The sequence below is a fragment of the Actinokineospora baliensis genome, assembly GCF_016907695.1.
Lineage (GTDB): Bacteria > Actinomycetota > Actinomycetes > Mycobacteriales > Pseudonocardiaceae > Actinokineospora > Actinokineospora baliensis.
Genome location: NZ_JAFBCK010000001.1, coordinates 1,544,954 through 1,559,146 on the forward strand (window position 1 = coordinate 1,544,954; position 14,193 = coordinate 1,559,146).

Here is a 14,193-nt window from a genome sequence, read left to right on the forward strand (position 1 = left end):
CTAGTTCGCGCCGAACCCGTGGGTGCGGTTGCTCGGGGTGCCGTAGACCCGCACGTGCGCGGGCAACGAGTCCAGGTGCGCACTGGCCACGTGCCCGAAGTTGATCGCCGCCGACGTCCCATCGGCCAACTCCGGGGTGTCGACACCGCCGGAGGCCATCAGGACGGGCAGCCGGGGGCCCAGGCTCTTGGCGCTGCGCTCCGACAGCGAGAAGATCAGGGGTTCCCCGCCGCTGGACAGGTGCAGGAAGAGGGCGTGCCGCTGTTCGCTCATGCGGCCACCACACCACGGGAACCGTTGGCGGGCAAGGGAAGTTCGCCGCGAGCGGATCCGCTCACAGCGGACAGGGCTGGTGGGGGCGCGTAGCCTCGCGAACATGATCGAGGAGTTCCTGGCCGCCCGAGGCGCAGGCGAACTGCCCCACCCCGGCGGCACGCTGCTCGCCCACCTCGCCCGGACCCGCGACGCCCTAGCCGCCTGGGGTGCCCGCCCCGCCCTGCAGACCGCAGGCCTAGCCCACGCCGCCTACGGCACCGACGGCTTCCCCCACGCCCTACTGTCCCCCCACGAACGCCCCACTCTGGTGGACCTCTTAGGAGTAGAAGCCGAGGCGATTGTTTACGCCTACTGCGCCCTAGACCGCGCCTTCAGCTACCCCCGCCTCCTCACCGGCGTAGTAAGAGACCGCTTCACCGGCACCTCCACCCAAGTAGACAGCGGCCTACTCCGAGACATCGTCGAACTCACCTACGCCAACGAACTCGACGTAATGACCCAAAGCCCCCTCCTACGCCGCCGCCACGCCGCCGACCTCCGCCTAAGACTCGGCTCCTGGTCCGCCTACGCCAGCCTCCCCGCCGTAGAAGCCCTAGAACGCCTATAGGCCCTAGCTCACCCAAAGCAACCACCCGACTCCGCCCGCCCAACCCAGCCCACCGAGCCAACCCCGCCAGCCCAACCACCCGACTCCGACAGCATCACCAGCCACCGGACACTCGGAAGCCGCTGGTGCCACCCCAGCCCGCCGAGCCAGCCCACCTGGTCGACCACCGCTCCTCGGAAGCCAGCCCACCCAACCCAACCCACCGAGCCAGCCCACCCAACCCAACCACTGGACACTCGGAAGTCGCTGGTGCCATCTGCTCGATGGGGTGGAGTCAACTTGCGTCTCTTGGGGGTGACGGGGATCACCAGGGGTCGACCATTGGGCGACGACATGGTCTACGCCTGGACTCTGGCGTGGCTGCGCGGGACGCAGAGGTTCGTGCTATCCCGACGTGACAGCGATTGCCGCGCGCGCAGCGCGCCACGACGAGGCGGGGAACCTGAGTGCACCGCCGGTGGGGTTCTTGGAGTCCCTGATCGCCAGGCCGTCAGTTAGGGCGGCCAGCTCAACACACTGCCCGTTCTCCACACTGAAACTGCTCTTGCGCCAGGTCGGGCGATGCATGTCGAACGGTGTCACGTCAGCGCACTCTCTCGGTCAAGACAAAGCCTCAATGGCACGGCGGATCAGCTCCGCTGACTGGGTGCTCGTCAATGAATCCGCACGTAGCCTGTCGAGTGTCATGGTATACGCCGCGACGTCATCGGGGTGTTCGAGATACAGGCACCCCCGCTTGTGCTCCATGTAGACCACGGCCGGATCGTCCGGGAACTCGAGGATCGTGAACGATCCGCCAAGTCCAGCGTGGGCTCCGACCGCGGTAGGAAGCACCTGAACATGGACGTGCTGGCGCTCGTTCATCGCAAGCAGGTGCTGCAACTGCCGCGACAAGACGGCCTGGCCGCCGATGGGTCGTCGCAGCGCCTCTTCGTCGATCACCAACCTGAGTTCGAGCGGGTCAGGCTCGTCCAGCCGCTGTTGGCGGGCCAACCGCAGGTCCACTACGCGATCGACAGCGTCTGGCTTCACTCGCGTGCCGACCTTCGCCAGTGCGCGTGCGTAGTCAGCCGTCTGGAGGAGCCCAGGGATCACATGCAACTCGAAGTGGTGCTGAACCTGCGCCTCACCTTCAAGCCCGACGTAGGTGCCGAAGTTGTCGAGCATGGTGTCCTCATAGGGCTGCCACCAACTCTTCTCCCCGGACTCCCTGGCCATCTGCACAAGGGGCTCCACCACTGAGGGATCGTCGACCCCGCAGAAGGCGAGCATGTCTCGGACATCTCGCCACTGGATCTTGTAGCGGCCCGCCTCCATGTAGCTGATCTTCGCGTCGGAGCATCCAAGCACCTTCGATACCTCTAGGTGTGTTTTGCCAGCTAGTTCACGGTGTCGCCGCAGCTCCCGGCCCAGCCTCCGCTTGCGGACAGTCGGGTCGCTACGCACCGGCATCTGGCCCTCCTTGCTGGCTGGATAGTCGTCTGGGCGGGCCGCCCGGCGCAAGCCTAGCCGCACCCCGCAAGCCTCTCACCCAGATGGCGTATTTGAGCGTCGTACCTAAGCCGCTTAGGGTAAGCCGCGTAGGTTGCGCTGGTGGGGCGGTGTCCCCACCGTCGACAGTCCGGCGTCGAGTAGCGCGCAAGCAACGCCACATGCCGCTGGGGGCAACATGGGTGGACTGGTTGAACAGGTACAACGACTGCGATCTCTCGGTTTCTTAGTACGTCCGATCCCGCTGCCGAACAGTCAGATCGGCGGGCTCCATCTCTCACGATTTGCCACTGATGACGAGTTCTTGGATGCAGTGGTAATCACCGCCGAGAGACTTACGATCGCAACGCGGTTCCCGAACCAATTTGACGCACGTTCCCCACTGGAAAGTCCGGGAGCGAACTGGTCGCGAGTGGGCGCTGTTGACGTCGTGGTTAACGAGTTCCTCCAAAAGCACTACAGGGACGATAGCGAATCGACTCAGTCTCGCTTTCGTCACCACCTCGAATAAATCGCGCACCAATAGAACTCTTCTTTCCGCCTCTCTACAAGAAGGTGTATCACCTTGGCCATCAAACCTGTCGGAGCAGTTGCTGGTTCACGGCTGATTTTTGTCAGCAACCATCCGGAGCCCCAAGAGCTCCACCTGATCGAGCGGAAAGGGTATGGGCATCCTGACACTCTGGCGGATGCCTTAGCGGAAGAGTTGTCGCGCGCGTACAGTCGCTGGACTCAGGACGAGTTCGGGGCGATTCTGCACCACAACTTCGACAAACTCGCTCTGCTGGGCGGACTGTCCGAGGTCGCCTATGGCGGCGGTCAGATGATCGACCCGGTGCGTGTCCTCGTGAACGGGCGCGCAACTCGAAGGTGCGGCCAGGAACAGGTGCCGGTGGACGAACTGGTCACAGAGACGGTCCGGTCGTTCTTCGCAAAGCGCCTGCCTGATGTAGGCGACCACCTTCAGATAGAACTGAACATCACGACCAACTCCAGCCCAGGAGCTGTCCACAACGGCGACGGATCGCCCGAGCGAGTATCGTGGTTCTCGCCAAGTTCGGTCGAACAGTTGCGCGAGAAGCGCCAACTGATATCGAACGACACGTCAATCGGCAGCGGGTTCGCGCCGGAGGCGCCGATTGAACGATTCGTTAAGCTTCTGACCGATACTCTATCTGGCCCCGGCGCTTTTCGCGGCGAGCGGCCATGGTGCGGGTCAGACGTCAAGGTGATGGCCGTTGCCCATGACGACGAAGCCAACGTGGTTCTGTGTGTCCCGCAGAAGTCCGAGCACGTCGCGAGCCGAGCCGAGTATCTCGCCAACTCCGAAGACATTCTTGCCGAATGCCACCGCCTGGCAGCGATCGAACTGCCCGACCTGAAGACCTCTTTCAGCTTGAACGCAAGGGATATCCCGGACCGGGATGAGATTTACCTGACGTACACCGGTAGTTCGATCGAATCGGGAGATGAGGGCGTTGTCGGTCGGGGTAACCGTATCAACGGCATGATCGCCCCCTTCCGGCCGCAGAACCTGGAGGCCGTCAACGGCAAGAATCCCGTGTACCACGTAGGCAAGGTGTATAACGTCGCCGCACAGCGCATTGCTCAGCGCATCCACAGGCGGTATGGCTGTTATGCCGAAGTGCACCTCGTGAGCGCTACCGGACAGCCGTTGGCGAAGCCATGGCAGATGATCGTTCGTACCTCCGGTACCGCAGTAGATGAGACCGCGGTGCGCCAGATTGCCGATAGCGTTCTTGGAGACTTTCCCGGGCTGACACAGGAGATCATCCACGGCGAGTTGCGGTTCGTGTGAAGTCCAAACTTACGGCACAGATACCAAGTGGCGCTCTAGCGCGACTCGGGGAACACTACGGTCCCAATATAGAAGACTGGACGCTCAGCGTGGAGCCGAGGATGCAGGCCATCGCTGAACGCCAGGGAATACATATCGTCGGCTACCACGACTCGGGTTGGACCTCGATCGTTGCCATCGGAGAGATCGCCGGGCACCGTCGGGTCGCGCTAAAGGCACTGCCTGACCGCAACAGGTTCGAGCGCGAGCTAACTGCGCTCCGCCATTGGGGCGGGAGGGGTACCGCCGTTCTCCTCGACGCAGACGAAGACGCTCAGATCCTCATCATCGGTCTCGTCGGCGGCCGAGCAGGAGGCGTGAATCGTCCGCCCGATCACACGTCTCGCGTTGCACGGGCCTTGCCGGAGCTTCACCGCCACACCGCCCAGGCCAGCCGATCCGTTCCAACGCTAACTGACTATTACTCGACGGTGGTCGTTCCACGGATGGTCAGGCGTTCCAGTCGGCTTGCCCACCTTGTCGGGGCGCATCGCGTGGACACAGCCCTAGCCCTTGCGCAGTCGTTCGGCCAATCCCAATTCGACTTGAAGATGCTTCACGCCGACCTCTATCAGGAGAACATCCTTTTCAATAACAGGAGAGAAGCAGTCTTTATTGACCCTCACGCCTTGATGGGTACTCCCGCGTTTGATTGGGCTTTCTGGGCCATCTACTACGATAGGTTCGAAGGCTTCGAATTGCGAGTTTCGCTGTGCGAACAGAACACTCCCGACCTGTTCGAGGAGACGCTACAGTGGGTAATCACGATCGCTATCGACGGAGCCTTGTACTACATCGACGTCGGGGATCATGAATCAGCAAGGGCGCTCCTCCTGATGCTTGACCATCCCATGGTGGCGGCATGTGGAGGGTGGGTCTAACAACATGACCAGATCATTCATAGTCCGACACGGTCGCACTGCGCTAAGTGCTCGGTACATCGTCAATGGTGACCCGACAAGGTCGATCTCGCTAGACGACACAGGCCAAAGACAATGTCGGAGCGTTGCAAGCGAGCCCTGGACTTCATCCATTGAGACATGCGTGACGAGTCAGTTTGAACGAGCAATCGAGAGTGCCGATCTAATTCTTGGTCAAACACACGCTTGGCGCTGCACCGAATGTTCTCTAGATGAGATCGACTATGGAGCCTTCGAGAACGGCCCGTGGATGACCTACGGTGCTTGGCTCGACGCGAACGGCTGTCTGGCTAGGCCGCCAGGGGCGCGGGAGTCACTGAACGAGGCGGCAGCTCGGTTGGTCGGCGGCCTTCGCGCTGCGCTTGCACTACCGGGTCCACGTCTCATCGTGGGGCATGGCCTGATGGTCTCGATCCTGACCGCCGCCCGGTCTGGAGGCCCGGTGTTCGGCACCAGGCGGGCCCTGCCGGAAGCACCGTATGCCTCCCCGCTGGTGTTCGAGGACGACGAACTTGGATCTCTCCTGGGGCTACTAGTCGCAGAACTTGATCAGTCCGTCGCCGCCAGTGGCGGGATGCAAACCCCACGTGACGTGGCCGGATAGTCTGTACGCCTCGAAGCCCACATCACAAGGATGCGCCTGATGCATGACCCACGTGTGTTGCTCGATCCCTCGACGGATGCCGTTCGCAAGCTGGCCAGGAGGGGCTTCCAGCTCGATCTTGCCCGGCTGAGCGAGCTCGTCCAGCGGCGAAGCGCCCTGATCCAGCAGCTCGATCAGGAGCGTGGGGACGCCAAGAAGGTCGCCCAAGAGGTCAAAGCCGCGGCCAGCCGCCGCGAGGACACCACGGCTCTGGTGGAACGGGCACGTGCACTCAAGGTGGCGATCGCAGACGGCGAGCGAGAGCACCGCCAAGTCGAGGAAGACCTTCACGGGTTCCTCCTGGACGTGCCGAACCTGCCCGAGGACCGATGCCCAGATGGCAACTCGGACGAGTTCGCAGTGGAGGTGCGAACCTGGGGGACGCCACAGGCGTTTGACTTCCCGCCATTGGACCACGTTGACCTAGGCGAACGATTCGGAATTTTCGATTTCGCCAGGGGCGTCAAGCTGTCGGGCCCTCGATTTACGGTGATTAAGGGAGTTGGGGCAGAGTTGGAGCGCGCAGTCGCTCAACTCTTCCTCTCGATACACACAAAGCGCCATGGGTACACCGAGTTCTCCCTGCCCGCATTGCTGAACCGAGAGTCGTTGACAGGAACCGGACAGCTCCCCAAGTTCGAAGAGGATCTTTTCAAGACTGGGGTCGGCGACCGTGAATTGTTCCTCACGCCCACCGCCGAGGTTCCTCTAACCAATCTGCACGCAAACGAGATTCTCCCATTCGAGAGCCTCCCGCTTGCGTACACGGCATGGACGCCATGCTTCCGATCGGAGGCGGGCTCCTACGGCCGCGATACCCGCGGCCTCATCAGGCAGCATCAGTTCTCCAAAGTCGAGATGGTGCGCTTCTGCGATCCAGACCAGTCATCTCAAGAGCTAGAGGCGATGGTCGGTCACGCAGAAGCGTGTCTTCGCGAACTCGGTCTTGCCTACAGAGTGGTAGCACTCGCCGCCGGTGATATCAGCTTTGCTTCCCAGTTCACCTACGACATCGAGGTCTGGGTCCCAAGCCAGAATACTTACCGCGAGATTTCGAGTTGTTCCGATTGCTCTACCTATCAAGCTCGCCGGGCTGGGATTCGCACCAAGACCAAGGACGGAAAGAAGGGTATTCCGGCAACCCTTAACGGTTCTGGCCTTCCAATCGGAAGGACGATCGTTGCGCTACTGGAACAAGGGCAACAGGCGGACGGTTCTGTGGTACTGCCGAGTTCCTTGGGGCAATATCTGGGTTACACGAAGATCAATCCGGACGGGACAACGGGATAAATGCGGATAGGCGTCTGTGACTTTCCATCCGACTACGCGTTCCCACCATATGGTTACGGTGGGATAGAACGGTGGCTGTGGGCGGCGGCTTTCGGCGGGCATCAGGCGGGCGACGAGATATTTCTCGTCGGCCCCGCCTGGCGCCGCGAATTGCCGCTCGCGTTTAAGCGCATACCCCTAAGACTTGAAGACTTGCGACCCGAAAGTGAACAGTTCCGGACCCTCCAGAACCTTGCGTTGGACGTGCTGATCGTGGGCCACGAGTATCCATCGAGGCGGCCGTGGCGGCACATTTCAGACCTACTCGGTTGCCGAGTTGTCACGTTCCAGCATGACCCGGACTTCCGTCATGAGGATGCGGCTTTCGATGGAGTTAGGTCGCGCTTGTTCTGCTACTCCCCAGAAATGATGCTGCGATACGCAAAGCACCACCCCACGCAGGCGCTCAGCGTTCAGTTTGGATGGAATGAGGAGATCCCGCCCCAAGCCATGAAGGGGCGAGATCTTGTCTGGCTGGGCCGCATTGACTATCAGAAGTCACCTCATCTGGCGATACAGGCAGCAAGGCTGCTTGGACGTTCGATTCGACTGATTGGCCCTGTGCTCGATGAGGGCTATGCGCGCGCTTACCGGCAATATCTGGACGCACCGAACGTTGAGTACGTCGGAGAAGTCAGTGGCGCCGCCAAGCTCGACCAAATACGGCAGGCCCAATTAATGGTCTACACGTGCGCCGCGGAGTATGTGGAGGCGGGTGCGGCGGTGTTCGGAGAATCCCTCCGATCGGGCACTCCGGTGGCCGCGCTGGCTTGGCGAGCTGGCACATGTGCGGAGGTGGCGCTCTGCGAGAACACCGGCAGGATCGCCAATGTCGCCGATCTGTCAGAACAAGAAGTCGTAGAACAGTTGGCAGAAACGATCATTGCGGCCGAGCATCTGGATAGTCGCGACACTCAGGTAATCGGCCTCGACAGGTTCGACCCGGAACGCCACTACTTGAATCTCGTTGGGCACGATGGTTTCTGACGAGACCCCTCTCAGGCTAGCCGACGCCATCGCGAGCAAGTTTGGCGAGCGGTGGGATATCAGACTAGAGGGTGTCGAACTCTCCATGCGCCATCGCCAGCCCGCCGGTCCCGTAGTCGTTCCGCGGGCAGCCATTCCGACCGGACGAATGCTGACTTTGATTAGTGCCGAGTTTGCTCGATTCGGTATCGCTGGCGCCCCGCTTCTCCCACTCAAGTGGGGTAGAGATACGGATGTCTTGATCTCGGCGATTCAGGGACTCGACCCATGGCTAAAGGATGCGCAGCCGTGGGTCTATCGAGAGGGGTTCATTCCGCAACCGGTAGTGCGTTTCACCGGGGACCGGGACAGCGTAGGACACCTGCGTGACGGGTTCCTGACAGCATTCGTCAATGTCTCTTGCGTTCAACGTGTAGCAAGTATCCAGCGCTTTGTTGAACTGCTTGACGCCTGGATCTCCGCGCTGGGCGCACTCGGCATCTACGCTGGGCGCTTGACAATCCGTGGGGAGCTCCGGACGTGGTCTCGCGGGCCAGTGAGCGGATTGACCCTATTTTGCGACTGCGACGGCATTGGCGTGAGTGATGCGGTTCTGCTTTGGAACACGGCATCGCCAGACCACATGGCGACAGATATCGGCTCCGGGTTAGAGCGGCTGTCCTGGCTAGTTACAGGGTCGGAATGGGCTCACACAGTGTTCGGCGAGGATGCCGACATGTGGTCTACCGACGTTCTGGATGCTGTCCGGACCGCGACGTTGATGACCATGAGCAGCATCCGCCCGAGCGGACGGGGCCCCGGTGGGGCCTTGCGGAGAGTCCTCGATCGCATCCCGCCAGCAATGGCTGCCGCAGGACTGGGACGACTCGTGAGGTCGCAACGGCGGTACTGGACCACCGTGGGCGTCACCGGACCGCCATGGCCGAACCTCTCCACCGCGATTGAGGATGGCGTCCTAGCTCGGGCACAGCGGTAGCCCGAGTCACCATTGTTCACGCCCGTTGGTGACATCCCGACTGCGGGGAGTAGGAATGCCTCCGCCCTGGGCAGCGCTGCGGAGCCGCTCGCACCGGTCGTGCCGCTCGCCGTCGTCGAGCTCGTCGTCGGCATCACAGACGTCTTCCACGCGCTGGTGGTGCAGGTCGTTGATGGCTTGGTAGATGGCGCCGACTGGGGCCTTGGGTCCAGCGAGAAGGATGTACCCGCCGTTGGGGTCTTCCTCCAGGTGGGCGGAACAGCCGAGGTCGTCGCGGATCTTGATCAGGTCTGTCAACACGCCTGTCTCCCTTGCGCACAACCCCCCAGGTTGCGCTGTGCTTCGGGTGTATCGCCTTGCGGGCTCCGCGGGCGTCGTTGTCCGCGAGAGAGCGGCGAGCGTAGCGGTTTCCCGCCTCGCTGGCACACCATCTCAGCTTTGATCACCAAGGACGGCGTTGGGTCTACGTGTTGGGCGTGACGCTGATCTCTGGAGCGATCGAGTCGGCCGGGATCGGCCGTTCCGTGTCGGCCTGGTCGGCGGCGAGGGCTTCGACTAGGCGTAGAGCGATCCGCTGTCGATCGTCCCCGAGCCGGGAGTAGGCCAGCAGGAGCAGCGCAGCCTGCGGAGTGAGCGGCGATCCGGGGATGAGCTGGACACCGGCGTCAGCGAAGAAGGCTTGGGACACCTCCAGTAGTGGTGCCCCCAAAGCGTTCTTGAAGCGGTCGATGATCTCGACGCTCGTGCTCTTGCCGCGCGCGCTGGGCTTGAGGTGGGCGCTCAGTGCGCCCGCCTTGAGGCCCGCGTCGCGCTCGATCTTCGCGATGCTGCGGCCGTGGCGGTACTTCTCGATGAGCACATCAACATGGCTCAGGCCGTCCTGGCCTTTGGCGTCAGCCAAGGTGTGTCCCCCTCGTGTCCCCCGTGGCGGATCTGGCCGATCCTGCCGGTATCTGCCGGTTTAGACCACTCGCGTACTCCGTACCGCTGGCGCACAGAGTAGAGGGCGCTCACGCCGACAGCGAACACGGTAGGACGACCTCGCGCGGTCTGCTTGACGGTCCCCTCTACGCCAGTGTGGTCACACAAAGTATCTGTAGGACTACCCCGATTCTCTCTGTGTTCGTAACTTCTTGACAGAGCGGCCTGTGGTGATCCACTGTGGAGAGGCCCGCCGGGATGGGTTGTCAACCCTCCGGTCGGTGGGTTTCGCCTCTGGGGGAGGTTTGCTGTGTCCTGGCGATTAGCGCGCGTGTTCGTCGGCGTGTGCGCGGCTCTGTTGTCGCGCTGGCTGGCGATGTTATCCGCGGTGCCGAGTGGACGGTTCTACTCGGCGCGTTGGCACCTCTGGTTTTCGCATGTCTTCTGAGGTCTTGTCGCGCCGCTGGGAGGCGGCTTCGTCATGTCCACAACAGCTTTGGCTACGCCCGAACCGGACCCGAGTGGCGCAGATTCCGCGCTGTCGCTGGTCCCGCTCGACAGGATCGCGGACGAGTTCGCTCAACTCGAACGACTCGCGCCGCGACTGGACAAGCTCGCCGCGCGGCAGCGGCACCTGCAACGGGTGATCAAGGCCGTCCTGGGGGACGGTGAGATCGGCACGATCGGGAACGTTCCGGTGGTGTCGTGGAAGAAAACGCTGCGGGTCGCGGTGTCACAGAAGCTGCTCAAGGAGCGGTATCCGCACATCGTGTCGGAAGTGTCCGACATCACCGAGGTGCGCCGGTTCCTGCTGCTCGACCGGTGAAGGCCACTACGGCATCCCGGGAGCTCGACGTTCGGGAGCTGGTGGGCGAGATCGCGCGGCGCGTGATCTCGCTCCCCCCGGCGGGGGGTGACCCGGTCGCGTCGGTGGCGGCGTTGCTGGTACTCGATCCGCGCAACACCGACCATGTCGAGGCGGTCACGACGGTGATCGTGTGCGACGCGTTGGGCGATCCGTGGCGGGAGACCACCGCCAACCGATGGCGCGCGTTGTTGCCGACGTGGATCCGACCGCAGGTGATCGGAGCGACGGTACAGCGGATGAGTGCCGCCGGGGTCTTGGTCCACACGGGCCGCTGGGTCCGTTCGACCGACACGGCCGGAGGCAACGGCGGCAAGCCGCAACCGGTCTACCGCGTGAGCATCCCCGGGGAGGACCCGCTGTTGCCGTTCGCGCGGCTGGGCGATGTGGGGCCGGACGGCCCCGACAGGACGTGATACCGGCCCGCAGTCACACCGACGCTGAGTCGGCTCGCCGCTGTGTCAACGGCGAGCTGGTCGCGGAGGAACTGACCACGACTGCCCGCGGGCTGGTCGTGGCGTGGCTGCACGCCCGAGGACTGCCCGATACCGAGATCGCCAGGCGCGCCCGGATGTCGACCTACACCGCTTTTCGCATCCGTTCGCGCCTGGGCCTTCGGGCGCACACCACAGACTTTCCAAGGAGCAACGCACGTGGCGCGTGATCACGCCCGCATCTACTGCACCATCTGGGACGACGAGGACTTCCTTTCCCTGTCCACGTTGGCGAAGTTGGTCTACATCCACCTTCTGTCACAGAAGAAGCTGAGCTATGCCGGGTTGCTGGACCTGGCGGCCAAGCGGTGGGCGCGCGCCCACCCCGACCGCGACGTGGTCGAGGTCCGGGCGGCGTTGGCCGAGCTGGCCGCCGCGCGCATGATCCTGGTCGACTACGACACCGAAGAGGTGTTGATCCGGACTCTGATCCGCAACGACGGCATCGCCAAGCAGCCGCAGGTGCTCGCCGCCGCGCTCCGGCAGGCGTATGCGATCGAGTCGCCGATCCTGCGCGCGGCGTTGGCAGCCGAGCTGCGCCGTCTGCCGGTGGAGGTCTGCGGGGCCGCGCCGCCGATCATCGCCGCGTCGCTCGAGCGCGGCGACGCTGTGCCGCCGATCGAGATCAAGCCCGCGCGTCGCCGTCCGGCCCGCGCCACTGGGGAGGACGGCGACCAGCTCACCGACGACGCGGCCGCCTCTGTCGGCGACCCATCGGCCGACCCTGCGGGGAAGGGTGCCGCGCGCCCTCTGGGGGAAGGGGGTAGGGGGAAGGGGAAGTCCTCCCCTGTCACCTTGCGTTCTTCTTCTGGGCGCACGCGCGCGAAACGATCGGATCGGGAACTGGCCGCCCGCCTGGTCACCGACCACGTCCCGGTCCAACCGCGTCGGGTGACCGACCGGCTGGCGGCAGAAGCCGCCGCGCTGTTGGCCGAGGGCATCGCTCCCGACCGAGTCGGCGCGGGCCTGCGTCGCTGGTCTCAGCGGCGCGTCGGAGCCGGTCTCCTGCCCGAGTTGGTCGGCGAGGCGATGCGGGTCGCCACCCCCGCCGGGGCCGCGGGCAACCCTCTGGTCGCCACGCTGGAGCTAGCCCGTCGCGTCGCGCACGAGGATCAGGACGACACCGACCTGGGCCGCATCCTGCGCACCGCCGACGACGACACCGCGCTGGCCGCACTGCTGTCGATGGGGGCGGTGGCATGAGCCAGGCCGCCGCGCCCAACCAGGCCGCACCGCTCATGTCCCGCACCGAGGTCACCGGCCTCCTGGCCATGATGGCGACGTTCCGCTCCCGAACACCCAGCGACACCGAGCTGACCTGGTGGCAGCACCAACTCGCCGAGTACAGCGGCGCGGAGTGTCAGGCCGCGCTCCTGGCCCACTCCAAGACCAGCCCGGACAGCGTCACCCCGGCGCAGATCATCCGACGCATCCGCGACGCGCGCCAGCGAACCGAGACGCAGCGCCGACGACTGGCCCGCGACCCCGCCGCCGACCAGGCCCGCAGCGCCGCCGCCGCGCGGCGAGGCATGGCCGCGGTCTACGCCGAGACCGGCTGGACCCGACTGCCCGAAGAGCACACCGCGCTGCGGGTCCCGTGCCCCGAACCAGGGTGCGAGGTACCCGCCGACGTGATGTGCCTGACCGTCGGCATCCGCGACCGCCGGGACCAGGCCACGCGCGTGCACCGGTCCCGACTGGCCACCGCCCAGGCCCGACCCGAACACCCACGGGAGGTGATCCGGTGACCGATACCGACGAACTGGACATCTACGCGTCGACCCCTTGTCTGCTCGGCTGCGTGGCGCCGAGCGGGGAGCCGTTCCCCGCCCAGCACGGGTACCGCACCTGCGACCTGTGCGCCGACCGGTTGCGCGCCACGCTGACCGAGCTGGTCGAGCACTACGCGCTCGTCGACGACGCCGTGGTCCCGGGCCGCGGTGGGTCTGCGGCGCGCGGCGCACCCGGTCATGGCTCCCGATCGCCCGCCCGCGACAGCGTGATCGTGCTGACCGACCAGCGCACCCACGCCGTCGAGGACGGGGACCCGCACTCCGTGCTGGCGGTGCTGTCGAGCTGGGCGGACAACGTCCGCGCCGACACCGGCCAGGACCCGCGCACCGGACCGGCCACGGTGTCGGGCGAGGTCGCGCTGTTGGTCCGGTGGATGGACTGGATGACCCGCCAGTACTGGATCGGCGACCTGGGCCAGGAGGTGGACGAGCTGGCGCACCAGCTCCGTACCGCGCTCGGCCTCCAGGAACGCACCATCCCCGTCGGAGCGTGTCCGACCCTGGTTGTCGACCAGGACACCGGACGCACAGTCACCTGCGGAGCGCCGCTGAGGGCCCGGCTGTCGGTGGAACGGATCCGGTGCCGTCGCTGCCGCACGAGCTGGCCGCGTGAACGCTGGGACGAACTCGGGGGCGAGCTGGGCACACCGGTATCGGACTTCGCGTCCCTGTCGGTGTGGCTGGCCACCCCGACCGGAACCCTGCGTCGCTGGCGCCACGAGGACCAGTGGGCCAACCACGGCAGCAGGGCCCGGCCCGTGTTCGCGCGGACGGACGCGCTCGCGTCCTGGCGGCGCAGACACGCCCCGGCGGCCCCGGTGTGAGGGGTGCGGGGCCGGTGACCACCCGAAGGCGGTTGGAACCACCGGCCCCGCGATGTCCCGTTGCGCTCGGCCACGAAGACCGAAAGAAAGGACACGCTCAGTGTAGGCGAGCGGCCCTTTCTGCCGCCAGGTGGCGTCGTGGATCACCTTCAGTAGAACCACTCCATGTATTACCGATAGAGTTAGTGATGCAAGGGGGACGGGATGGA

General features: G+C 64.5%; 16 protein-coding genes. 11 read left to right on the top strand and 5 right to left on the bottom strand.

The window, feature by feature from the left end:
• The gene (locus JOD54_RS07220; RefSeq protein WP_204449788.1) at positions 1–273 is read right to left on the bottom strand and encodes a hypothetical protein; all 273 of its coding nucleotides are present in this window, start codon (positions 271–273) and stop codon (positions 1–3) included.
• 103 nt (positions 274–376) lie between these two features.
• Between JOD54_RS07220 and JOD54_RS07225 the strand changes: the two genes are divergently transcribed.
• On the top strand, positions 377–883 hold the full coding sequence (locus tag JOD54_RS07225) for a DUF6817 domain-containing protein (protein ID WP_204449789.1): 507 nt from the start codon (positions 377–379) through the stop codon (positions 881–883).
• 384 nt (positions 884–1,267) lie between these two features.
• On the opposite strand, the gene JOD54_RS07230 is transcribed toward JOD54_RS07225, so the two are convergent.
• Both JOD54_RS07230 and JOD54_RS07235 read right to left on the bottom strand, forming a co-directional pair.
• Positions 1,268–1,450 (bottom strand): DUF397 domain-containing protein, encoded by a 183-nt coding sequence (locus tag JOD54_RS07230; RefSeq protein ID WP_204456131.1) that lies wholly within the window; start codon positions 1,448–1,450, stop codon positions 1,268–1,270.
• Positions 1,451–1,483: 33 nt separating this feature from the next.
• Positions 1,484–2,335, bottom strand: coding sequence for a helix-turn-helix domain-containing protein (locus JOD54_RS07235; RefSeq protein ID WP_204449790.1), 852 nt, complete (start codon positions 2,333–2,335; stop codon positions 1,484–1,486).
• Between the two features lie 604 nt (positions 2,336–2,939).
• Between JOD54_RS07235 and JOD54_RS07240 the strand changes: the two genes are divergently transcribed.
• From JOD54_RS07240 to JOD54_RS07260, 5 genes are all read left to right on the top strand, one after another.
• Positions 2,940–4,193 carry a methionine adenosyltransferase gene (locus tag JOD54_RS07240; protein ID WP_204449791.1) on the top strand — a complete coding sequence of 418 codons (1,254 nt, stop codon included), beginning with the start codon at positions 2,940–2,942 and terminating at the stop codon, positions 4,191–4,193.
• 101 nt (positions 4,194–4,294) lie between these two features.
• A complete protein-coding gene (locus JOD54_RS07245) occupies positions 4,295–5,113 on the top strand; it encodes an aminoglycoside phosphotransferase family protein (RefSeq protein ID WP_204449792.1) in 819 nt (272 codons plus the stop codon).
• Positions 5,114–5,117: 4 nt separating this feature from the next.
• Positions 5,118–5,756 (top strand): histidine phosphatase family protein, encoded by a 639-nt coding sequence (locus JOD54_RS35955; protein WP_204449793.1) that lies wholly within the window; start codon positions 5,118–5,120, stop codon positions 5,754–5,756.
• A gap of 39 nt (positions 5,757–5,795) precedes the next feature.
• Positions 5,796–7,085, top strand: coding sequence for a serine--tRNA ligase (gene serS / locus JOD54_RS07255; RefSeq protein ID WP_204449794.1), 1,290 nt, complete (start codon positions 5,796–5,798; stop codon positions 7,083–7,085).
• Complete coding sequence (locus tag JOD54_RS07260; protein WP_204449795.1) at positions 7,086–8,111, top strand: glycosyltransferase family protein; 1,026 nt, start codon at positions 7,086–7,088, stop codon at positions 8,109–8,111. It begins immediately after the preceding gene.
• A 982-nt stretch (positions 8,112–9,093) separates the two neighbouring features.
• Here JOD54_RS07260 and JOD54_RS07265 read toward each other — a convergent pair.
• Both JOD54_RS07265 and JOD54_RS07270 read right to left on the bottom strand, forming a co-directional pair.
• Positions 9,094–9,387 carry a hypothetical protein gene (locus JOD54_RS07265; RefSeq protein WP_204449796.1) on the bottom strand — a complete coding sequence of 98 codons (294 nt, stop codon included), beginning with the start codon at positions 9,385–9,387 and terminating at the stop codon, positions 9,094–9,096.
• A 163-nt stretch (positions 9,388–9,550) separates the two neighbouring features.
• Positions 9,551–9,988, bottom strand: a complete 438-nt coding sequence (locus tag JOD54_RS07270; protein WP_204449797.1) for a hypothetical protein — start codon at positions 9,986–9,988, stop codon at positions 9,551–9,553.
• A gap of 501 nt (positions 9,989–10,489) precedes the next feature.
• Between JOD54_RS07270 and JOD54_RS07275 the strand changes: the two genes are divergently transcribed.
• The 5 genes from JOD54_RS07275 (at position 10,490) to JOD54_RS07295 (ending at position 13,984) form a co-directional block, all read left to right on the top strand.
• Entirely contained in the window at positions 10,490–10,834 is a 345-nt protein-coding gene (locus JOD54_RS07275; protein ID WP_204449798.1) for a hypothetical protein, read from the top strand.
• A gap of 41 nt (positions 10,835–10,875) precedes the next feature.
• Entirely contained in the window at positions 10,876–11,289 is a 414-nt protein-coding gene (locus tag JOD54_RS07280; RefSeq protein ID WP_204449799.1) for a hypothetical protein, read from the top strand.
• Between the two features lie 237 nt (positions 11,290–11,526).
• Positions 11,527–12,570 (top strand): hypothetical protein, encoded by a 1,044-nt coding sequence (locus JOD54_RS07285; RefSeq protein WP_204449800.1) that lies wholly within the window; start codon positions 11,527–11,529, stop codon positions 12,568–12,570.
• Positions 12,567–13,115, top strand: coding sequence for a zinc finger domain-containing protein (locus JOD54_RS07290; RefSeq protein WP_204449801.1), 549 nt, complete (start codon positions 12,567–12,569; stop codon positions 13,113–13,115). The genes JOD54_RS07285 and JOD54_RS07290 overlap by 4 nt, the downstream gene beginning before the upstream one ends.
• A complete protein-coding gene (locus JOD54_RS07295) occupies positions 13,112–13,984 on the top strand; it encodes a hypothetical protein (protein ID WP_204449802.1) in 873 nt (290 codons plus the stop codon). The genes JOD54_RS07290 and JOD54_RS07295 overlap by 4 nt, the downstream gene beginning before the upstream one ends.
• The last annotated feature ends 209 nt before the right edge of the window (positions 13,985–14,193 follow it).

What these genes read in the sequence shown, in the direction of transcription:
- JOD54_RS07220 (WP_204449788.1), bottom strand. Translation starts at nt 273, where the DNA reads ATGAGCGAACAGCGGCACGCCCTCTTCCTGCACCTGTCCAGCGGCGGG.
- JOD54_RS07225 (WP_204449789.1), top strand. Translation starts at nt 377, where the DNA reads ATGATCGAGGAGTTCCTGGCCGCCCGAGGCGCAGGCGAACTGCCCCAC.
- JOD54_RS07230 (WP_204456131.1), bottom strand. Translation starts at nt 1,450, where the DNA reads ATGCATCGCCCGACCTGGCGCAAGAGCAGTTTCAGTGTGGAGAACGGG.
- JOD54_RS07235 (WP_204449790.1), bottom strand. Translation starts at nt 2,335, where the DNA reads ATGCCGGTGCGTAGCGACCCGACTGTCCGCAAGCGGAGGCTGGGCCGG.
- JOD54_RS07245 (WP_204449792.1), top strand. Translation starts at nt 4,295, where the DNA reads ATGCAGGCCATCGCTGAACGCCAGGGAATACATATCGTCGGCTACCAC.
- JOD54_RS35955 (WP_204449793.1), top strand. Translation starts at nt 5,118, where the DNA reads ATGACCAGATCATTCATAGTCCGACACGGTCGCACTGCGCTAAGTGCT.
- serS (WP_204449794.1), top strand. Translation starts at nt 5,796, where the DNA reads ATGCATGACCCACGTGTGTTGCTCGATCCCTCGACGGATGCCGTTCGC.
- JOD54_RS07260 (WP_204449795.1), top strand. Translation starts at nt 7,086, where the DNA reads ATGCGGATAGGCGTCTGTGACTTTCCATCCGACTACGCGTTCCCACCA.
- JOD54_RS07275 (WP_204449798.1), top strand. Translation starts at nt 10,490, where the DNA reads ATGTCCACAACAGCTTTGGCTACGCCCGAACCGGACCCGAGTGGCGCA.
- JOD54_RS07290 (WP_204449801.1), top strand. Translation starts at nt 12,567, where the DNA reads ATGAGCCAGGCCGCCGCGCCCAACCAGGCCGCACCGCTCATGTCCCGC.